Below are 18,066 nucleotides of genomic sequence, written 5' to 3'. Positions count from 1 at the left end.
AAAAAAAAGTATAAGGATAACCCAATGTGCGTATGGCTGAAATAGATTGAAAATAAATAAGGCAAAATATGCACAAGAAACATTTGCCACGCTTTAAGCCGGAGTAGAAAATTCATTGCGATAGTTTATAAGCACTAAAGTTATAAATCCTCATTTTTAAACCACAACAATATGAACTTAATTAAACACCCCAACCCATGGTTTGCAATGGCTTTACTGGCATCGCTGCTTATGGCAATGCTTATCATTATAAAACATTATAATGCTGTAAGCTAAACTATCTTCAACTGGTACTTATTCAGCAGCCCATGAATGCCCTGTGCCGAAAAACTGGCTTTTTTAATGAGGTTTATCTCGGGGTCAATATCATAATTATAGGCGGTGATGAAGTTGGCGCTGCTGATATCTGTACGGTTAAATATGGCGCCGTTAAGGTCACAGTCATCAAATACGGAGCCGGCGAGGTTGGCCTGGGTAAAGGTTACTTCTTTTAAGGTCGATTTGCTGAATTTGGTTTTCAGCATTTTTTTAAGCATAAACGACGAATAGTCTAATATGCAGCCATCAAAGCCAACACTGAACAAAAAATCAACGCACTCGGTAAAGTTTACGCCCAGAATTTTGCAGTTCTTAAATTCAACACTGCTTAAAGTGGTTTTGATAAGTTTCATAACCGACAGGTTGCAGCCATCAAAAACACAGTCGATAAATTTATTGTTACCGAAGTTGCTATTGCTGAAATCGCATTTTTTAAAGATGCAGCCATTAAACTCCTTGCCGTTTACAGTTGTGCCGGCATAGCTTATTTCGTCAAAGGTTTTATCGTCGTGTACGAGGGCGTTCATTTGGATTAGGTATTTTATTGTCCATAGCCGATGGACCATAGACCATGGTTTAAGATGGTTGTTTTAATTTCAAGGGCATCTGAATGTCAGGGTATATAGTAACATTATTCCAATTCCTTCTATGGTCTATCGACTATGGACTATCGACTTCCTCGTCTACTCTTCCACCTCATCAATAAACAATAACAGATCCTGGTGAAAGGTATCACGTTTAAATTTTTCGCCGGTGTAGTAAACCACGTTAACCAGCTCGTCACTTTCGGTAAGTGCACCGGTTTTTATGTCTTCATTTACAACGTAGCCTTCAACGGCCATTTTGGGACCATCAGCAACCATTACTACTACATCGCCTAAAACAAATTTCTGTTCCATAGTATCAAAGGTTTATCGTTCAATCTTAACCAGTTCTTTAGCTTCTTTCACCAGCTCTTCCACAGCGCTTTCTTCTTCGGCAGGTTTACTTGCATATTGCAGCTTGCGAAAACGCCACATGGCAAAAGCAGGCTCCTGGTAACGGTTTATCAACTTAAAAAATTTAGGAAAATTGTGCACTTCCTCAAGCAGCACACCGGTAACTATGCCGCCATTATCCAGTATTTCGCGGATGGTATATTCCTTATCCCGCGTTATCCAGATCTCAAAATCCTGGCGGATCTCCGCACTTTTGTCAGGATCTATCTTATCGTTTATGCAAATTACCTTATCCCCGGGTTTCATACTGCAAATTTAAGCAGAGTAAATGGGAAATTGTTTTAAAAAATGACAAATTGGGCGTAACTACCAGTGGCTCAATTGCATATTCGACCACTCAGCGCAACCCGAAATTATTTGATGCAGGAATTATTTTAAGGGAAGATGATAAGCCAATGCAAGCCTGAATACTAAAAAAGAGACCAGGTCAATACATGCATGGGTGAAAATGAGGATCTTAATATTGCGGTACCATTGGTAATGAATGGCAAATACCACACCAACTAAAGTAGTAAAAATTACTTCTGAATAGCTTTGATACCTGAAATGGATAAGCCCAAACATTAATGATGAGGTAATTACCGGCATATGTTTGTTTTTAAAGAGCATCTCGAGCCTTGGCACAAGATATCCCCTGAAGATTAGTTCTTCGGTAAACCCGGCGGTTAGTGCGGCAAAAATAAGCAGGGGCCAGCTTTTATTCAGCACAGCCACCATGTGCAGCATTATTTGCCGGTTATCATGATGCCCAAATAATAAAGGTATGTTTGAAGCTATGCCCGCCCCAATTGTTAACAGGTACAAGGCACCAAACGAAGCAGGATAAAACCAAAATGTTTCTTTTTTTTCGGGCCACAGTAAAAAATCGTTCTGTTCAACTTTTGTAGCATAAAAATATAGTATGGCCACTTCAAGCCAGATAAATAACCTTGAAATAAAAAGTGTGTTTACGGTATAGCCGGTTCCCCTGAATGTTATAAAACCAATTGAAGGGTAATATAAAAAGGCAATGAGTACCCCAATTATTAAAATTGTGTTACTTCGTTTAAGACTAATGGCATCCATTTATAATAGTGGAGGGTTGAGGTTGTTTAGGCTAAAAGTATAATAATTTATGCAGAATGGTTAAAGCAACTAATAATGTTTTTACGAAACCTTTAAGTTTTTAGCCCTGTTTGCACGGTCCGCCTGGTACAGCTCAATGGTTAATAAAAATACCTTTTGAAGTGCCTTCACTATACTGGAGTCTGTAAAGTAAAAGGGATACAACTGCTGCTAAATAATTTACAACAATCATTCCCCCTTTTTGGGGTCAGGAGCGAAGTGTTAAACAATAATATTAATCATTCCACAATTCAGATTCAGGTGTAGACTTTATTTTGCTATCCCGTATCACCAATACTTCTTTGTGCGACTCCTTTAAAAGTTAAATTCAGCTTCGCTTAAATCATCGGTTTCAATATCTAAGATTTCAGCAACAGCTTTTTTTATAACCTCCAAAAAAGAGGACTTTTTATTGTCAGGGATTTCAATAGTTAGGGTTGTCATAGTGAGTATGGCTATTGATCTATACAATATAACAATTTTAAAATCACAAAATCCAATCATTCCCCTCCGGATAAGCAGCGCGCAAAAAAAAAGCTCCCCGAACCATCGGAGAGCTTTCTCAATAAAAAAGAATATTACTATTGGCAATTAATTGCGTCTAAAACCACCTTTGTTACCACCGCCAGCGTTAAAACCCGGACCTTTGTCCTCGGCAACGTTAACCGTGATCCGGCGGCCATAATAACTTGCTCCATTCATGCACCTAATCGCCTCCTTTGCTTCGTCATCATTAGCCATTTCTACAAAACCAAAACCTTTACTCTCTTTTGTTTCGCGGTCTTTAATTATTCTGAGCGATCTAACCGGCCCAAAATCACCAAACACAGCAGTTAACTCGGCCTCATCCACTTCAAGTGGCAAGCCTGCAATAAATACTTTCATCAATGTTTTTAAATTTGCACAAATATACGCAAAAAAGGTCGTATTTAGGGCGGTGAATAACGAAAGGTTAAAAGCGATGGGGTTTTATTACGTTGCGATGATGTTTTGGAGAAGTCCGAAAGTCCGGAAAGTCGGAAAAGTCCGAAAGTAAAAAATATGATAGTCGTAAAGTTCTGGAAGTTGTATGTTATGAGTAACTTTTTTATGATGTGATACCTTGCCTCCGTCTTTACTGACTTTCGGACTTTTCCGACTTTACTGACTCACTTTACTTCAGCTTCAGATCAAAACTACCCTCAACTTTATAAAACGGGGCGTTTGCCTTATCGTCGCTAGCTAAAAATGTATGGAATGTACCTTTGGCAAGTACGCTATCCTGGTTGTATTTGTCAATGTAAATGTTCCCAAATTCTTTTTGCCCTGAATATTTGCTCAATGAAAACTGAAAGCCTGGCTTTTTATACCCGGGGAGCAGCAAAAACTGGCTGCCTGCTATATCCCCGCTTTTATCATTATGCACATAGCCCGATGAACTGATGCCAAAACTCATGGTATGTTCTTTATTTATAGCTGTAATGCCATAATAACGTTTGGTATTATCATTATCATCATGCACATTAATAAATGCTATTGAATCTTTTGATGCATCAAACACATAGGTTGAATCTTTAATTGTTAAAGATAGCGTACCTGCTGCTGCCAGAAAATTACCGGGCGATGAAATGGCAGCACTATCTGCAGCAATACTGGCTTTTAATGCGCTGTTTTCTTTCACATCACTATCCTTCTGGCATGATGAAAGCACCGCCATAAAAGCTATTGTTATGAAAAATAAAAGGTAGGTAAACCTCTTGTTGCACATGTTTTAAATTATTAATTAAATCTACTAAATAAAAAACGAAGATAAAACATCTAAAGTTGCCTGCATGTCAAATTTAATAAACAATTTAACTTTTTTTAACCTAAAATCGTAACAATACCGAAACAGGGATAATTTATTTGTCATTCGGCCTTTTTATCTAAAAAATAAAAATAGAATCCCTTTAATTATTTTGCTAAAAATATTTGCATTTTAATTTAAAAATTCCTACCTTTACATCTGTACTATGCCAAATGGCATTTAAATCATAAACCTGATGTTTCAACCATGTTTTAGCGATGAGAAAAGTCTTATCGCCCGCATTGATGCTTATTTTAATCTTATTGAAGGCGAGTATCACCTGGAAAACAAACCCGGAAAAGAAGCTAAGGATCTGCCCGCACCTACTCAAAAAGTTTGGGACCGCAATCCGGAGCCTGCTACTCTTGCCGATCTTGCACTTTTTTTAGGCTTTAACAGCATCAGGGCATTTGACAATTATATGGAAAATGGCAAATTTGCCGAAGCGCTTAAATGGGGGCACCTGCGTATTGAGGCATCGTATGAGAAAAAGCTCCATGCCCAATCAGCTGCCGGAGCCATATTCGCCCTAAAAAACATGGGGTGGAATGAGCGCAACGATATTAAACCAACAGAACAGCAGCCTAAAACTATTAAGGTGGAGATCCTTGAATCGGGCCCAAAGCCTGCCGAAAGCGAAAAAGAAGTTATATTATAAAAGCTCACCTTTTAAATTCATACTCCTCTATCCCGGTATAAATTTGGGTGGGATTATTCGGATCAATAACCTGGCTTTCGAAATGTACGGCAAACCCGGTTTCGGTAAGCCTGGTGATGGTTTCAACAACACCCGGGTTACCATTAATGTACAGCGTTATACTACTATCTTTAAGCGTATAATGAAATATGGTAAGACTGGGCGAGTTTGCTGTTCCTTTAGCGGATTGGTAACCGGTACCATCCTTATAAAATTGCGCAAAATCGTCGGCAGTGTAGTCGGTTTTTATTGTTTCGCCAATCTGCACACCATCCTTTATTAATTTAAGATCATGTTTGATTATAAACCACTTTCCTACAACGGTCACTTTTGCCTCCGGCGGGGCAGCCACTTTTTTGCATGCTTGTATACACACAAACAATACGGGTAAAATTAACAGTATGTGTTTGTATTTCATTGCTTCACAATTGGTAAGTTAAATGTACCAATTGTTTTTATAAGCCAGATGCTATCTTTTAATAATTATTTGGTGTAATAATAATCCAGCACATATTTATAATTTTTCACATCGGCATTAAGGGTTTGGGTGGTGGTATATTCCATATGTAAGGTTAATAACGATGCCGTTAATTGTACTATTTGTGCCGATTGTGATACCAGGTGAATTACAGGAACAGGGCCTGTAATGAAATTTATAGTACCAACGCCAAAACCACCCAGGCCTGCAGATGAAAGCTTAAAGCCCGGTCCTGCAAAACTGTATGTACCGCTTAAACTATCAACAGCTATAACATTGCCTAATGATGTGCTGCCAATGCCGCCTGAATTGTAAAAGCTTATTGAGCTAAATTTACCATCGGCATCAAATTGTGCATAGCTAAGGGTTTTGTTCGATGCCAGCATTGTTGTGTCTGATTTTAAGGCCCCGTCAATGTATACTTCATCACTTTGCTTTTGAAGATTCCATTTACCGATAATCATCACCAGCTGCAAATTAGCTGGCTTATTGCCGCTTTTGTTACCGCAGGCACACAAAAAGCATATAAAAATGGCCATTAATAAAAAGTGAATACGTTGCATAGCAGCAGGTTTAGCAGGTTTTAGGTAACAAATATAAAAATAATCCGACATTAAAAAATGATCCCACAAAAAGCATCAGTGCTCTTCCGTCAAAATTATTATACTGATAATCATATTGTTATTAATCAAGGTGGCACAAGTTCAGGTAAGACCTTTGCCATCACCCAGGTGCTCTTTTGCCTCGCCTGTGAGGCCGAAAAGTTGGTTATAACAGTAGTTGGACAAGACATCCCCAACCTTAAAGCCGGTGCCCTGCGCGATGCGCAGAGTATTTATTACGGATGGGCCGGCTTGCAAAATTTGGTAAAAAGCTATAACAAAACCGATAGGATCTTTGAGTTTCATAATGGAACAATCCTCGAATTTAAAAGCTATGATAATGCCCAGGATGCGAAATCAGGGAAACGTGATTTTTTGTTTGTAAACGAAGCTAACGGCATTAGCTATGATGTTTATACCGAGCTGGCCTTGCGCACCAAACAAAAGATCTTTATAGATTATAATCCAAACAGCGCCTTTTGGGTGCATGATTACCTAATAGGCAAGCCAAATGTACAGCTTATTATATCCGACCACAGGCACAATCCTTTTTTATCAGCCCAAACAAAAGAAAAAATTGAAGCGCTGAAAGATCAGGATCTTGAACAGTGGCGCGTTTATGCCCGCGGCCTTACCGGCAAAATAACCGGGCTGATATTTAACAACTGGTTTATATGCGAGGAGATTCCGGCCGGTGCAAAGCTCGTAGCTGCCGGGCTCGATTTTGGTTTTACCAATGATGAAACCGGCTTTGTAATGGTATACAAGCAAAACGGTGAGCTTTGGGTTGATGAAAAATTATATAATACCGGCCTTACTAATACCGATATTTCGGCGCGTTTAATTGACTTAGGCATAGGCCAGCATATTGATATAATTGCCGACAGCGCCGAACCAAAATCAATTGAAGAACTGAGGCGCCTTGGCTGGAAAATAGCAGGTGCAAAAAAAGGCGCCGACAGTGTTAATAACTCTATTGATATTTTAAAGCGCTACAAAATAAACGTAACCCGCCAAAGCGTAAACCTCCGCAACGAACTTGGCCGCTACAAATGGCGAACCGATCGCACAGGCCGTACCCTTAATGAACCGGTAGACTCATGGAACCACTTGATTGATCCACTGCGTTATGTGGCCCTGAATAAGTTAAGATCGGCAGGCAGGATAAAACGAAACAGCTGGCTGGCCCCGCGGCCCGATAAACATGTAGCTTTTAGGGAGATGGGCATGTTATTGTAACTGACCACCTGTTTAATAAAAAACGATAGCAATTTCCATGAATAAACTTTTGATTATCAATAATTTACGTACATTAGAATAAAAATCATTCACATGAAAAAAGCATTGCTCGGCTTTATTGCCCTTATAGGTATCTTTTCTATGTGTAGTTGTACCATGGTGCTCTACTCGCACAAACAAGTAATGCAGCGCTACACCACAAAATCACAGGTGACTAAAGATTTTGGCCGGCCTGCTGAAAAACGACAAAGCGAAGGAACAGAAGAATGGCTTTATAATTATAATGGTATTTCTACCAATTCAACTTTCGAAACTAACAATGTAACTCAATTTAGCCAATATGATCGTTTTGTAAAATTCACATTTGATGGGAATGGAAATGTTACAAAATGGGAATCACACGGCATAAATAAGGAGAGAAGAAAACCAAACCCGACCGCTACTATAGTATTGGTAGCTGGATTAGTGGCGTTTTTTATCGCTTTAGAAGGCGTGCTCCCAAGTGGATATTAAGCATGTAATTAACAAAAAAAAAGTTTATCAATTATTAAGAATTTCATGGGACGGCAGAATTACACAATATTAAACATGACGATTTACCTGCGTTTTGCAAGCTAAAGGCCATCTTCTTTCTAGTTCAAGAAAATATAGTTACAGCCTCTCCTCTTAAAAATTATCCATTCAAATCAACCCAATCCGAAACGGCGTAGCCTTCTTGAGAGCCGTTAAAAAACAATATAACACGAAAAATCCAACATCCGAATTCCGAAATCAAAATGATACAAAAAACACTAAAAACAACCACCGGCAAACTCAGGTTTCAAATTCCTGATAAACTGGATGAAGTTACCCTGGGCCAGATGATAGCCCTGCAGGAAAACCCAGCATTGTATGATCTGGAAGCCATCAGCATTTTATCGGGCATTCCTGTTCAGCAATTGCAAAATGTACAAAGCATGGATGATTTCGCAATATTTGGCGAAGCTGTATTGTCCTTATCGCACCAAATAAAATATTTATACAACAGTGATGCCATCCCCAAAAAAATAACATTTGTAACAGGCAAAACCGTAAACGTGATGAACAACCTGTCTGTTGAACCTGCCGGGGCCTTTATGGCCGCCCGCGAAATTATTGGCGATGAGATAAGTGAGCATATTAAGCTTTATGGCGATGAGGGCTGGCAGCAAACCTTTAATCCATCCTTAAAAGCCTGTTGCCAGGTGCTTGCCCACTACTTTTACTGCAGGGCCACCGGCAAACCCTACAACGAATATGAAGCCGAAGAATTTACCAGCGAAATAAAACAACTTAGGGTAACGGAGGCGCTGCCCGTAGCCAAGCATTTTTTTACCTTTTATCCCGCCTTGTCGAAGACGAGAACCGGCTTCTTTCATCGGCTCCATCAGCTTTGGAGCGCAGGGCGGGCATCCAAACGTTTGAAAAGTTTAAATACATCAATACAGTAAACTCTCTTGCCGGTGGCGATATTACCAAATGGGCACTAATCTTAAACATGCCCTATGAACGTGTACTAACCAAGCTGCTATTGAATAAAACGGAAGCTGAGTATCAAAAAAAATATTCAGAGCTTTTACAGGCGCAATAATTGAAAATCAAACTCACCACCCCGTCATTGCGAGGAACGAAGCAACCTTTACTAAGGACAATCAATGAACAGTAATGCCGATGGGGCCTTTCAGCCGCAGTTCGGTCGCCACAATATTAATGCTTCTTGATCTGCATAGCTCAAAGTTTGCTTCGTTCCTCGCAATGACGCATGGACTAACCCAACTAATCTCTAATCAACTAACCTTTAATCTCTAATCCCAAATGCCCATCCGTAACCAAATAGAAGCCGTAGTGCAAACGCTCACCGGTTCGCCAACATTTATTTATGGCACTGCCAATGAGCACAACAGCCGGATCCTTTGCACAAAAAGTGGCCGGCACCTGGACCGTAGTTTACACCCTTCCGGCTGCCAATGCCGCCGATGGAACTTTACTTTACGGCGCCGGTTTGCCGGCATCAGCAACAGGCAAAAACCTGGATAGCTATATCAATACCCTGACCGGGATCTTTTATAAAAAATCACTCGGAAGCTGGTCCCAGGTTTTCTCCATGGCAACCGGGCCTCAAGGCCCGCAGGGAACTGCTGGAACAAACGGAGCTAATGGCACAAACGGGAACACCGTGCTGTCCGGAACCATCAATCCATCAAACAGCACCACGGGGGTTAATGGAAATTTTTACATCAACACTTCTAACTATATCATTTTTGGGCCCAAAACGGCTGGTGTTTGGGGGGATGGGGTATCCTTTTTAGGAGCAGGTGTTGCAAACAGCGGCGCAGCAGGCCAGGTACTGGTAAAGGTTGATGGCATCGATTTTAATACCGATTGGCAGGACAACTCATTTGAAAATCTTTCCGGCAATCCGGCAGACAATACAAGCCTGGCCGCTGTTTTGGCCACCAAACAAAACAGTTTAGGTTATATTGCTGAAAATGCCGCAAGCAAAAACATAGCAAACGGCTATGCAGGGTTGGATGGCTCCGGCAAAGTAGCTGCAGCACAGCTACCCGGCTATGTTGACGATGTTTCAGAGTTTACCAATTACGCTGCGTTGCCAGCTACAGGAGAAACCGGCAAAATATACATAACGCTGAATGATAATGCCGAGTACCGTTGGAGTGGCAGTACTTATATCCAATTGGTAGCATCTCCCGGCAGTACTGATGCTGTACCTGAGGGAAGCACGAATCTTTATTTTACAATAGCCAGAGTTTTAGCAACAGTTTTAACAGGGTTAGGCTTTAGCAGCACGACTGCTATTACTGCCACCGATACTATTTTAGGAGCGCTAGGAAAACTGCAGGCACAAATTACGGCATTAATAAGTAAAACTATTCCATCAGGAGGAACAACGGGGCAAATACTTGCTAAAAACTCAGGCACAAACTACGATACAGGATGGGTAAATCCGTCATCCGGAGGTAGTGGAGTGGCTACTACCATCGCTTCTGGCACAGATTCGTACGTAGCCACAATAGTTCCTGCAATAACTACTTACGAGAATACACAAATCTTTTCAATACAATTCAGTAATGCAAATACTGGAGCTGCGACTTTAAATCTCAATGGCTTAGGAGCTAAGTCCATTAAAAAGAACAGTACAGCAACATTATTGGCAAATGATATCTTGGCGAGCGGTATTTATTTATTAGCATATGATAGCACAAACTTTCAAATTATAGGCAATGTCTCTGGAGTGTTGCCAACAGTCACAAGTGGTGAAAAAGTAATAACTATAACTTCATCAGGTGCTCAAAAAAATTACGATGCAATAGATCAATTGACTTCGCCGTCTAACTTGACAACTGCTGATTTTAGTTCAGGAATGGCATCGGTTATTGGTTTAACAGGGCAGTATGCATTAGATACCGACTATAGATATGATTGCATAGGTGTCAACCAATGGATAAGATCCGCTAGAGCTGGTAATATTTTGGATCTATACCTATCCGATATTGATGATACTACTGGAGATAAAACAAGCATTCAGCTTAATGCAGCTTATTCATCTGCTCTACCCTTACAACAAGTACTCGGAACCAATAATTTATACATTAAAAAAACATCCACTCTGTGGTTTAAAATACCAATACAAACAGTATAGCTATGTCACATTTATATAGATCAGGAACAAACATATTCAAAGCAGGAAATAATTTCTTTAAAATTAAAGATGTAGTCTCAAATGTTATTAATAACTATCCTATCCCAAATTATAACTTTCAAACATTAATTATTGATCCGATAGCTTCCAATAACCGTTTTTTTGTAAATACGGGAGGCCCTATGCTGGTAATGGATATAAATACCTTTTCAATTTTAGCTACAATTCCAAGCGTAAACGGAATTGGCTTAGGTTTTGATCCAGCTGACACTACTAGATTGATCTCTGTTGGGAGTCAAGGTACAATAATAAATACTGCAACGCTGTCTGTTATGAGTACATTTTCACTCGGTAGTACTTTTATTTCGAACATGACTTTTGATCCCTATATTGCAAATAATAGATTCTTTTGTTGTAACTATAGTAATAACTCTGTAGAGGTAAGAAACGGAACGACAGGAGCATTAATTACATTTATAACCATAAGCAATTCTGGAATTTTTGGATTGTCCATTGACCCAGGAAACATAACGAGATTGATTATATGTTGTTATGGCGGCACTTTATTAACAATGGACACAAGCACTTTTTCTTATAGCGCTACGGGTTCAGTCGGTAGTGGCACTTCTAATATTTCATTTGATCCCATAATTTCTCATAATAGGATAGCAGGAGCATCTAACCACCTATACGTTTTAAATGGCTCAACACTCGGCACTATAGGCAACATTGTAACGGGTACAAACTTATCAGGAGCAGTATTTGATAACGCTAGGAATAGAATTATAGGATGTTACAATGGAGGATTATCAACAATAACAAACCTATAACTAATTGAAAATCTAACAAAATTAAGATATTTCATGTGCTTTGCTTCTCAAAAGTAACATGATAATAAAATCATTTATAAAAAAATGCAAACCTCAATTCCAATGCACACATTCTCTTCTACTCCCCTAAACTCACTGCTTTATCTCCTAATAATTCAATTCGGTTATCTCTTTTTTTAAGTTTAAGTAATTAGTTTTTTGTTATTTAATCGAAAATTTACGCTTAAAAAGCATAACAAATGGAGGTGGATTATCCACGATTCCTTTACCCATTTTCAAAAATGGATATTCAATAAAATGCCATGATAGTGATGCTAATAAAAATACACCGGGAATAGTTATCAGTAAACTTTTATATGAAGTAATTGTTGGAATATAGTGAGACAGCACTTGTTGTGCTAACCAACCATAAATATAAATACCGTAAGAATAATCAGCGGGTAATTTTATTTTTCTTACAATGCCTGATGATCCTATAACAAGTACAGTATATATTATTACTATGTAAAGTAAAACAATGGTATAATGAATGAATGTTAAAGCTATCAGGCTTAAACATATTTTATAATCAATTACTATATGTTTTCTCAGGATATAAGCCAGGCTGCCTGCAAAGAAAAACGGAACCGGTTTGTTCCAATAAATAAATAATTGCTCATAATTAAACACATAAAGCAGGGTCAGCGTAGTAAAGATTAAAACCGTAAACCATTTCTCCTTAAAAACATGCATAATACCCATAATGAATATCAAAAAATAACATCCAACTTCAACCGGTAAAGTCCAAAGCGGGCCATTAACGGTGCGTGGGTCATGATTGGCATCAAAAACACCGGGGAGAAAAAACCTGACATTTTGAAGCGTTATGTTACGAAAAAAATAACTCCAGGTAATTTTGGAATTAAAATATTGAAATACGGTTAATTTAGACACTAAAGGCCCAACTAAAAATACAGTAACAATGGTGCATACTATTAATGCTGGCCAGATCCGAAATAATCGCATTATGATAAATGCCTGCCTGCTTGGGCTATTTACAAAGCTCGCTGTAATAAAAAGCCCGCTTAAAAAGAAAAATATATCTACGGCCAAACCACCACAGTTTAGATCCGGAAAATGATGGCTCACTGGTTCGGAATACCCATCATTCCTGAATAGCTGGAATGAATGCCCGAATACAACCATTAAAGCCGCTATGAGTCTTATTAGATCAAAATTATTATTGCTCCTCTTTATTGCTGTTTCAAGTTTTACCATTCATCCCCTTAAACACCGAATTTAAAGTTTATTTAGACTATGGCAAAAAAATTAATAACTAACAATTTCCCATTATGAAAACCTCTTCACTATTCTCCCTAAACATTAAAGACCTGGCAAAAGGTATTTTAGTTGCTGTTGGCAGCGCTGTTATTGCCACAATTGAAACCAGTGTTCAGGCTGGCTCACTTTCCTTCAACTGGAAAAGTATAGGCGGTGTGGCCTTAGCCGCCGGCTTATCATACCTGGGCAAAAACTTCTTTACCGCAGCAAAAACTATTTCTCCGGCCCAATAAACCAAAATCAACAAAGAAGAGGGTTTTCCTTTCAAATAACTCCTAAAAAATATAAAACATGACAGCTATAGAAAACCGGCAATTAAAAGGTATAACAATAAAAAATGTGGTTGTTACAATCATTAGCACAGCCAGCATTGTAGCGTCAGTAATTACAACTTATTTTGGCCTTAAAACAGATATTCAAACTATTAAATCTGCTCAGGAAACGGAGTCACGCATCAATGGCATCCGGATAAAAATACTTGAAGATCAAGCGGCCCTTTTGCAAAAAGAGGTTAATGAGATTGAATTTTCCAGTAAAACAAACCAGGTATCATCATCAAATTCATCCTCTATAAAAACCGCAGATCCCGCTATGTTAAGCGCCATTGAAAAAAGGTAATTCTTAAGGAATAAATATAAAATTGAATTTAACAGGAGTGTGTGCCCAGGAGCGGATTCGAACCGCCACATCCTTACGAATGCCACCCCCTCAAGATGGTGCGTCTACCAATTTCGCCACCTGGGCATATAAAAAAGATTTGAGATGTTAGATTTGAGACGCGAGATTAATAGTAATAAACCAGTCTCATATCTCAAATCTAATGTCTCAAATCTAAAATGGATGTGCCCGAAGAGAGACTCGAACTCTCAAGAGACAATTCTCAACGGCTTCTGAGACCGCAACGTTTACCAATTTCGCCATCCGGGCATTGCGAAAGAGATTTGAGATGTTAGATTTGAGAAAGGAGACTATTCATCTCAATACTCATATCTCACGTCTCACATCTTCTAACCGATGCAAATATAATTTTTTAATGCAAAATGCCATTCTATAAATATAAAAAACTGCAATTGGTTGCAACTTGGCGATGTAAAAATTAATTTCGGGTAAACTATTCAATCCTTTATCCTGGTAAAATGAAAAAATTCCGCCTTTTACAATCTTGTTTCTTATCACTTTTTTTATTGATCACCTCTTTTTTAAAAGCGCAAAGCATAGTACAATTGCAACAAGGCAAACCAACCAGCATTCGCGGATTATCTGTAGTGGACGACAGCGTTGCCTGGATCAGTGGTAGTCGCGGATACATCGCCATTACGCGTGATGGCGGAAAAAACTGGGCGTGGCAACAGGTAAAAGGATTTGAAAAAGCCGATTTCAGAGATATTGAAGCTTTTTCGGATAAAAGCGCAGTTATCATGAGCTCTGGCACACCGGCACTGGTTTTAAAAACTACAGATGGAGGTGCAAACTGGCAGGTAAAATACCAAAATACCGATACAAACTATTTTTTAGATGCAATGGATTTTGACAAGCCACAACATGGTTTAATATTAGGCGACCCGATCAATAACAAATTTTTACTGCTCGAAACTAATGATGGCGGTGAAACCTGGAACCCTTTTAAAAATCTACCTGATGCATTGAAAGACGAGGCTTCTTTTGCGGCAAGTGGTACTTGTTTACGTGTTATTGACGGAAAAATATTTATAGTTTCCGGCGGCAGCAGTTCACGATTATTGTCATATTCAAATAAAAACGTTTGGGATTATGCAAACTTCCCAATAACCCATGGAAAACCCAGCCAGGGGGCATTTTCGGTAGCTATCGGCAAAAAAAATAATGTTTTAATCGGCGGAGATTACGCAAATGATAAAAAAACAGACTCAATTGCAGTAAGCTATACTATTCATCCCTTTAAACTTTTAAGCCCCCCGGTTAAAGAACCTGCTGGTTTTCAATCATGTGTTGAGTTTATAATGGGTGATATTTTTCTTTCGACAGGCACTCCCGGCAGCAATATTACAACCAATGGCGGCAAAACATGGACCAAAATTGATGACACCAGTTTTAACGTTTGTCGCAAGGCAAAATATGGAAAATTGATTTTATTAGCTGGCAACGGCGGTAAAATCGGCATTTTAAAAATGTAGAAAGCTGGCAATGAAGCGCTTAAAAACATTAAAAAATAAATTAAAATAACGCTTGCACCCATAGCCTAATAGTCCTATATTTGCACCACTTTAAACGGAAGCGCTTAAAGTATGATTCCGTAGCTCAGCTGGTAGAGCATAACACTTTTAATGTTGGGGTCCTGGGTTCGAATCCCAGCGGGATCACTCCTCACACCAAAAACAGCCTTTGGATACATCTAAAGGCTGTTTTTGTGTTTCGCAAAATAATTTTTCTAATTATAAACAGGTTTTTAAGGGCATTTATCGGACAATGTTTCGAGTATGTTTCGCAGTGTTTCGCATAAATTTTATATTTTTTTGCCATGAGTAAAAGCGAATTTAACCAGGGCGTTAGCATCAAAGTGTTTATTGCCGATAAGGACAGGGCTGATAAAACCCGCACGGTTTACCTGCGCGTTACCATCGCCCGTAAAAAGCGCGAGTTTAACTTAAAGGTGAGCTGGCCAGCTGCTTTTTTCGATCTTGAAAAGGAACAGGCCAAGCCCCGGCACGCTAAGGATAGCGAGGTTGACTCTGTTAATATGGTGATCAATGAAGCTAAGGGGCGCGCTACCCGGATAAAACTGCGGTACTTTTCTGAAAGCCGCAGCCTTACGCTTGATCTGTTTGCTAAGGAATTTGAAAACTATGAGAGCCGCGACAATTTCCTGTTGTATTGGGAAAATAAGATTGATGATAATATAAACCAGGATATCATAAGCGAGGACACCGGCGTAAGGCACACCACCAACTTTAAACGCTTCAAGGCTTTTTTAGGCGATGAAAGTTATTTCCCTATGAGCGAATTAACCGCCGCCCTGGTGATCAAATACAAAAAATGGCTCACCAAAAAAAAGAAAATGGTTAAGACAGAGGGAGAAAGTACAACTATAGCTTATAACACAGTGGTCAATGCGCTTAAGGGTTTGCAGCGGTATGTTAATGCTGCTGTGGCTGATGGCTTTAAAATAGAAGATCCGTTCGCAAAAATTAAGCTTAACTATAATGATGGCGACCGCGAGGCGCTCGAAAAACACGAACTTAAGGCTTTGCAGGCACATTTTGAGGATAGTAAGCTTGAACATACAGAGCGGGAAGTATTACGTAAGTTTCTTTTCAGCTGCTTTACAGGTTTGCGGGTGAGCGATAATTCAAGGGTTACCAGGGCAATGATCCGCAATAACCATATCCGGGTTGATGTAAAAAAAGGCCGTCGCGTTGGCAGGGTAGTTGATATTCCTTTGGCTGAATATGCTAATAAATTAATTGAGGGCCGCAAAGGGTTATTATTTCCAGAGATTGAAGATCAGACATGTAACAAGTGGCTAAAGATCATCGCCCATAAATGCAATATTGATAAGCATTTGACATTCCACGTTAGCAGGGATACGTTTGCTACCTTATTTATTGAGATGGGGGGCGATGTGTTTACCCTTAAGGAATTACTGGGGCATGGCAGCGTACGGATTACCGAAAAGTATGTAAAGATGAGCGAGAACCGCAAACAGCTGCTGATGGATAATTTCAACAATTTATAAAATACCCGCTTAGGGGGTAGCGGGTATGGGGCTACACTACTTTATAGCTGCTGATGATCTCGTTTTTATCGGCATCGTGCTGCCTGGTGATGGCGGTTAACAAGTGGATAAACCGGGCGATTTCGTTTTTATCGGCCTGGTGCAGGTTCTCATCCCTTGAAAGGGTTTCTGTTAAAATGTCGATCATCCTGATGGCGTCGCCATCTTCATAAATTTTTAATAAGCCGTTAAAGCTGGCCGGGGTTGTACCGCATTGCTGTAGCATTTGTTTAAGATTTTTTAGTTTAGGAAGTTCTGTTAACTGGCGGTTGCCGCAAAAGAAATATGGCGCAACCAAGATGTTTCTTGCCTCTCAGGGCTAACCACAGCCCATCCCACGCAAAACACTCAGCCACGCCATTTCGGCGTACTTCATATTGCGTTGCATGGGATCTTATTTGTGGTTATTTAGAAAAGCAACACCCGATAAAAAGTACAATATCTTATACCGTACAATGATAATGAAAATAACTAATTCGGTTGGCTCATATTTTGATAGTTTAATTTAGTTTGGTATTCTCTTTTTACGAAAATAAAAAACTAAAAGTTGTAATTATAAACTATTAAATATAAAGTATTAATTAATAAAGAGTTATAAAATGGAGTTTACAGCATCTTTTGGGGATGAACAAAAAACGGTGCGGATCTCGCACGTTAACACTGGCTCAGGCGGGTACGCGGTGCTTATTGATAATTATTACTATGGTGATTTGATTAAGCGAAATGGGGAATGGATCCTGATGTCAAATACCAATAAGCTCACCATAGATGACATTCAAATTTTAGGGGAGCTGGTTGAAAAGAATTATAAATAAAAAAGCCGGGTAACATCACCCGGCTCATAAGTTAAACAACTATGAACAATATGAAAAAAGAACAGATGTTACAATTTAATATTACTGCAGCGTTAAGTGGCTTTGCAATGATTGTACGGTATTCAGCATGTATAGCAGCTTATGCATGTGTTTTACCTGCGTCTCATTGAGGTTATCAGATCCATCAACCAATAATGAAATTACAGCTGTGGCCGTTTCATTGGCGCAGTGCTGATCTTCAATATAGCTATCCAGCTGACTTTCTAAGTTGTTACGCAGGGTAAGTGCTGCGGATGTTTGGTTTTTATTATATTTGGGCATGATATTTAATTGTTAAGGGTTAAGTATTTTTATTGATACCTGGTGCTCGAAACACCAGGTATTTTTTAGTTCAACCGCCTTGCCCAGCA

At 39.2% G+C, this 18,066-nt stretch carries 23 protein-coding genes and 3 tRNA genes; 12 read left to right on the top strand and 14 right to left on the bottom strand.

Annotated elements, in window-relative coordinates; all coding sequences use genetic code 11:
- Nucleotides 1–272: 272 nt before the first annotated feature.
- From JWQ54_RS09210 to JWQ54_RS09180, 7 genes are all read right to left on the bottom strand, one after another.
- Nucleotides 273–845, bottom strand: a complete 573-nt coding sequence (locus tag JWQ54_RS09210) for a pentapeptide repeat-containing protein (RefSeq protein ID WP_299583447.1) — start codon at nt 843–845, stop codon at nt 273–275.
- Between the two features lie 156 nt (nt 846–1,001).
- A complete protein-coding gene (locus JWQ54_RS09205; protein WP_299583444.1) occupies nt 1,002–1,217 on the bottom strand; it encodes a hypothetical protein in 216 nt (71 codons plus the stop codon).
- A 12-nt stretch (nt 1,218–1,229) separates the two neighbouring features.
- A complete protein-coding gene (locus JWQ54_RS09200; RefSeq protein WP_299583441.1) occupies nt 1,230–1,562 on the bottom strand; it encodes a hypothetical protein in 333 nt (110 codons plus the stop codon).
- Between the two features lie 123 nt (nt 1,563–1,685).
- A complete protein-coding gene (locus JWQ54_RS09195; RefSeq protein ID WP_299583438.1) occupies nt 1,686–2,381 on the bottom strand; it encodes a type II CAAX endopeptidase family protein in 696 nt (231 codons plus the stop codon).
- A 354-nt stretch (nt 2,382–2,735) separates the two neighbouring features.
- Complete coding sequence (locus tag JWQ54_RS09190; protein ID WP_299583435.1) at nt 2,736–2,864, bottom strand: hypothetical protein; 129 nt, start codon at nt 2,862–2,864, stop codon at nt 2,736–2,738.
- 147 nt (nt 2,865–3,011) lie between these two features.
- Nucleotides 3,012–3,305, bottom strand: coding sequence for an RNA-binding protein (locus tag JWQ54_RS09185; protein ID WP_299583432.1), 294 nt, complete (start codon nt 3,303–3,305; stop codon nt 3,012–3,014).
- A gap of 268 nt (nt 3,306–3,573) precedes the next feature.
- Nucleotides 3,574–4,167, bottom strand: a complete 594-nt coding sequence (locus JWQ54_RS09180; protein WP_299583429.1) for a hypothetical protein — start codon at nt 4,165–4,167, stop codon at nt 3,574–3,576.
- A gap of 274 nt (nt 4,168–4,441) precedes the next feature.
- Here JWQ54_RS09180 and JWQ54_RS09175 point away from each other — a divergent pair, with 274 nt between their 5' ends.
- The gene (locus tag JWQ54_RS09175) at nt 4,442–4,903 is read left to right on the top strand and encodes a terminase small subunit (RefSeq protein WP_299583426.1); all 462 of its coding nucleotides are present in this window, start codon (nt 4,442–4,444) and stop codon (nt 4,901–4,903) included.
- A gap of 4 nt (nt 4,904–4,907) precedes the next feature.
- Here the strand turns inward: JWQ54_RS09175 and JWQ54_RS09170 are convergent, their stop codons facing one another.
- Nucleotides 4,908–5,360, bottom strand: a complete 453-nt coding sequence (locus tag JWQ54_RS09170) for a hypothetical protein (RefSeq protein WP_299583423.1) — start codon at nt 5,358–5,360, stop codon at nt 4,908–4,910.
- A 65-nt stretch (nt 5,361–5,425) separates the two neighbouring features.
- A complete protein-coding gene (locus JWQ54_RS09165) occupies nt 5,426–5,983 on the bottom strand; it encodes a hypothetical protein (RefSeq protein WP_299583420.1) in 558 nt (185 codons plus the stop codon).
- A 57-nt stretch (nt 5,984–6,040) separates the two neighbouring features.
- Between JWQ54_RS09165 and JWQ54_RS09160 the strand changes: the two genes are divergently transcribed.
- From JWQ54_RS09160 to JWQ54_RS09140, 5 genes are all read left to right on the top strand, one after another.
- A complete protein-coding gene (locus JWQ54_RS09160; RefSeq protein ID WP_299583417.1) occupies nt 6,041–7,261 on the top strand; it encodes a PBSX family phage terminase large subunit in 1,221 nt (406 codons plus the stop codon).
- Nucleotides 7,262–7,354: 93 nt separating this feature from the next.
- Entirely contained in the window at nt 7,355–7,774 is a 420-nt protein-coding gene (locus tag JWQ54_RS09155; RefSeq protein WP_299583414.1) for a hypothetical protein, read from the top strand.
- A gap of 263 nt (nt 7,775–8,037) precedes the next feature.
- The gene (locus JWQ54_RS09150; protein WP_299583411.1) at nt 8,038–8,730 is read left to right on the top strand and encodes a hypothetical protein; all 693 of its coding nucleotides are present in this window, start codon (nt 8,038–8,040) and stop codon (nt 8,728–8,730) included.
- A gap of 440 nt (nt 8,731–9,170) precedes the next feature.
- On the top strand, nt 9,171–10,940 hold the full coding sequence (locus JWQ54_RS09145; protein WP_299583408.1) for a hypothetical protein: 1,770 nt from the start codon (nt 9,171–9,173) through the stop codon (nt 10,938–10,940).
- A 2-nt stretch (nt 10,941–10,942) separates the two neighbouring features.
- Nucleotides 10,943–11,770, top strand: a complete 828-nt coding sequence (locus tag JWQ54_RS09140) for a hypothetical protein (RefSeq protein ID WP_299583405.1) — start codon at nt 10,943–10,945, stop codon at nt 11,768–11,770.
- 201 nt (nt 11,771–11,971) lie between these two features.
- Here the strand turns inward: JWQ54_RS09140 and JWQ54_RS09135 are convergent, their stop codons facing one another.
- Entirely contained in the window at nt 11,972–13,027 is a 1,056-nt protein-coding gene (locus JWQ54_RS09135; RefSeq protein WP_299583402.1) for an acyltransferase, read from the bottom strand.
- A gap of 74 nt (nt 13,028–13,101) precedes the next feature.
- On the opposite strand from JWQ54_RS09135, the gene JWQ54_RS09130 reads away from it, so the two are divergent.
- Both JWQ54_RS09130 and JWQ54_RS09125 read left to right on the top strand, forming a co-directional pair.
- The gene (locus tag JWQ54_RS09130; protein WP_299583399.1) at nt 13,102–13,323 is read left to right on the top strand and encodes a hypothetical protein; all 222 of its coding nucleotides are present in this window, start codon (nt 13,102–13,104) and stop codon (nt 13,321–13,323) included.
- Between the two features lie 58 nt (nt 13,324–13,381).
- Nucleotides 13,382–13,708, top strand: coding sequence for a hypothetical protein (locus tag JWQ54_RS09125; RefSeq protein ID WP_299583396.1), 327 nt, complete (start codon nt 13,382–13,384; stop codon nt 13,706–13,708).
- A gap of 42 nt (nt 13,709–13,750) precedes the next feature.
- Here the strand turns inward: JWQ54_RS09125 and JWQ54_RS09120 are convergent.
- A tRNA-Leu gene (locus JWQ54_RS09120) sits at nt 13,751–13,834 on the bottom strand.
- A 99-nt stretch (nt 13,835–13,933) separates the two neighbouring features.
- Nucleotides 13,934–14,017, bottom strand: a tRNA-Leu gene (locus tag JWQ54_RS09115).
- A gap of 209 nt (nt 14,018–14,226) precedes the next feature.
- On the opposite strand from JWQ54_RS09115, the gene JWQ54_RS09110 reads away from it, so the two are divergent.
- The 3 genes from JWQ54_RS09110 (at nt 14,227) to JWQ54_RS09100 (ending at nt 16,802) form a co-directional block, all read left to right on the top strand.
- Nucleotides 14,227–15,243, top strand: a complete 1,017-nt coding sequence (locus JWQ54_RS09110) for a YCF48-related protein (RefSeq protein WP_299583393.1) — start codon at nt 14,227–14,229, stop codon at nt 15,241–15,243.
- 113 nt (nt 15,244–15,356) lie between these two features.
- A tRNA-Lys gene (locus tag JWQ54_RS09105) sits at nt 15,357–15,429 on the top strand.
- A 158-nt stretch (nt 15,430–15,587) separates the two neighbouring features.
- On the top strand, nt 15,588–16,802 hold the full coding sequence (locus JWQ54_RS09100) for a site-specific integrase (RefSeq protein ID WP_299583390.1): 1,215 nt from the start codon (nt 15,588–15,590) through the stop codon (nt 16,800–16,802).
- 31 nt (nt 16,803–16,833) lie between these two features.
- Here JWQ54_RS09100 and JWQ54_RS09095 read toward each other — a convergent pair whose 3' ends face one another.
- The gene (locus JWQ54_RS09095; RefSeq protein ID WP_299583387.1) at nt 16,834–17,067 is read right to left on the bottom strand and encodes a hypothetical protein; all 234 of its coding nucleotides are present in this window, start codon (nt 17,065–17,067) and stop codon (nt 16,834–16,836) included.
- 373 nt (nt 17,068–17,440) lie between these two features.
- Between JWQ54_RS09095 and JWQ54_RS09090 the strand changes: the two genes are divergently transcribed.
- Entirely contained in the window at nt 17,441–17,656 is a 216-nt protein-coding gene (locus JWQ54_RS09090; protein WP_299583384.1) for a hypothetical protein, read from the top strand.
- Nucleotides 17,657–17,737: 81 nt separating this feature from the next.
- Here the strand turns inward: JWQ54_RS09090 and JWQ54_RS09085 are convergent, their stop codons facing one another.
- On the bottom strand, nt 17,738–17,977 hold the full coding sequence (locus JWQ54_RS09085; protein WP_299583381.1) for a hypothetical protein: 240 nt from the start codon (nt 17,975–17,977) through the stop codon (nt 17,738–17,740).
- Between the last annotated feature and the right edge of the window lie 89 nt (nt 17,978–18,066).

The sequence above is a fragment of the Mucilaginibacter sp. genome, from assembly GCF_028288225.1.
Taxonomy (GTDB): domain Bacteria; phylum Bacteroidota; class Bacteroidia; order Sphingobacteriales; family Sphingobacteriaceae; genus Mucilaginibacter.
The sequence above is the reverse complement of the archived record's forward strand: the minus strand, read 5'-3'. Positions and strand labels throughout refer to the sequence as shown.

What these genes read in the sequence shown, in the direction of transcription:
- JWQ54_RS09160 (WP_299583417.1), top strand. Translation starts at nt 6,041, where the DNA reads ATGATCCCACAAAAAGCATCAGTGCTCTTCCGTCAAAATTATTATACT.
- JWQ54_RS09190 (WP_299583435.1), bottom strand. Translation starts at nt 2,864, where the DNA reads ATGACAACCCTAACTATTGAAATCCCTGACAATAAAAAGTCCTCTTTT.
- JWQ54_RS09135 (WP_299583402.1), bottom strand. Translation starts at nt 13,027, where the DNA reads ATGGTAAAACTTGAAACAGCAATAAAGAGGAGCAATAATAATTTTGAT.
- JWQ54_RS09145 (WP_299583408.1), top strand. Translation starts at nt 9,171, where the DNA reads ATGAGCACAACAGCCGGATCCTTTGCACAAAAAGTGGCCGGCACCTGG.
- JWQ54_RS09165 (WP_299583420.1), bottom strand. Translation starts at nt 5,983, where the DNA reads ATGCAACGTATTCACTTTTTATTAATGGCCATTTTTATATGCTTTTTG.
- JWQ54_RS09200 (WP_299583441.1), bottom strand. Translation starts at nt 1,562, where the DNA reads ATGAAACCCGGGGATAAGGTAATTTGCATAAACGATAAGATAGATCCT.
- JWQ54_RS09140 (WP_299583405.1), top strand. Translation starts at nt 10,943, where the DNA reads ATGTCACATTTATATAGATCAGGAACAAACATATTCAAAGCAGGAAAT.
- JWQ54_RS09155 (WP_299583414.1), top strand. Translation starts at nt 7,355, where the DNA reads ATGAAAAAAGCATTGCTCGGCTTTATTGCCCTTATAGGTATCTTTTCT.
- JWQ54_RS09175 (WP_299583426.1), top strand. Translation starts at nt 4,442, where the DNA reads ATGTTTCAACCATGTTTTAGCGATGAGAAAAGTCTTATCGCCCGCATT.
- JWQ54_RS09185 (WP_299583432.1), bottom strand. Translation starts at nt 3,305, where the DNA reads ATGAAAGTATTTATTGCAGGCTTGCCACTTGAAGTGGATGAGGCCGAG.
- JWQ54_RS09150 (WP_299583411.1), top strand. Translation starts at nt 8,038, where the DNA reads ATGATACAAAAAACACTAAAAACAACCACCGGCAAACTCAGGTTTCAA.
- JWQ54_RS09125 (WP_299583396.1), top strand. Translation starts at nt 13,382, where the DNA reads ATGACAGCTATAGAAAACCGGCAATTAAAAGGTATAACAATAAAAAAT.
- JWQ54_RS09180 (WP_299583429.1), bottom strand. Translation starts at nt 4,167, where the DNA reads ATGTGCAACAAGAGGTTTACCTACCTTTTATTTTTCATAACAATAGCT.
- JWQ54_RS09130 (WP_299583399.1), top strand. Translation starts at nt 13,102, where the DNA reads ATGAAAACCTCTTCACTATTCTCCCTAAACATTAAAGACCTGGCAAAA.
- JWQ54_RS09090 (WP_299583384.1), top strand. Translation starts at nt 17,441, where the DNA reads ATGGAGTTTACAGCATCTTTTGGGGATGAACAAAAAACGGTGCGGATC.
- JWQ54_RS09100 (WP_299583390.1), top strand. Translation starts at nt 15,588, where the DNA reads ATGAGTAAAAGCGAATTTAACCAGGGCGTTAGCATCAAAGTGTTTATT.
- JWQ54_RS09085 (WP_299583381.1), bottom strand. Translation starts at nt 17,977, where the DNA reads ATGCCCAAATATAATAAAAACCAAACATCCGCAGCACTTACCCTGCGT.
- JWQ54_RS09170 (WP_299583423.1), bottom strand. Translation starts at nt 5,360, where the DNA reads ATGAAATACAAACACATACTGTTAATTTTACCCGTATTGTTTGTGTGT.
- JWQ54_RS09110 (WP_299583393.1), top strand. Translation starts at nt 14,227, where the DNA reads ATGAAAAAATTCCGCCTTTTACAATCTTGTTTCTTATCACTTTTTTTA.
- JWQ54_RS09210 (WP_299583447.1), bottom strand. Translation starts at nt 845, where the DNA reads ATGAACGCCCTCGTACACGACGATAAAACCTTTGACGAAATAAGCTAT.
- JWQ54_RS09195 (WP_299583438.1), bottom strand. Translation starts at nt 2,381, where the DNA reads ATGGATGCCATTAGTCTTAAACGAAGTAACACAATTTTAATAATTGGG.
- JWQ54_RS09095 (WP_299583387.1), bottom strand. Translation starts at nt 17,067, where the DNA reads ATGCTACAGCAATGCGGTACAACCCCGGCCAGCTTTAACGGCTTATTA.
- JWQ54_RS09205 (WP_299583444.1), bottom strand. Translation starts at nt 1,217, where the DNA reads ATGGAACAGAAATTTGTTTTAGGCGATGTAGTAGTAATGGTTGCTGAT.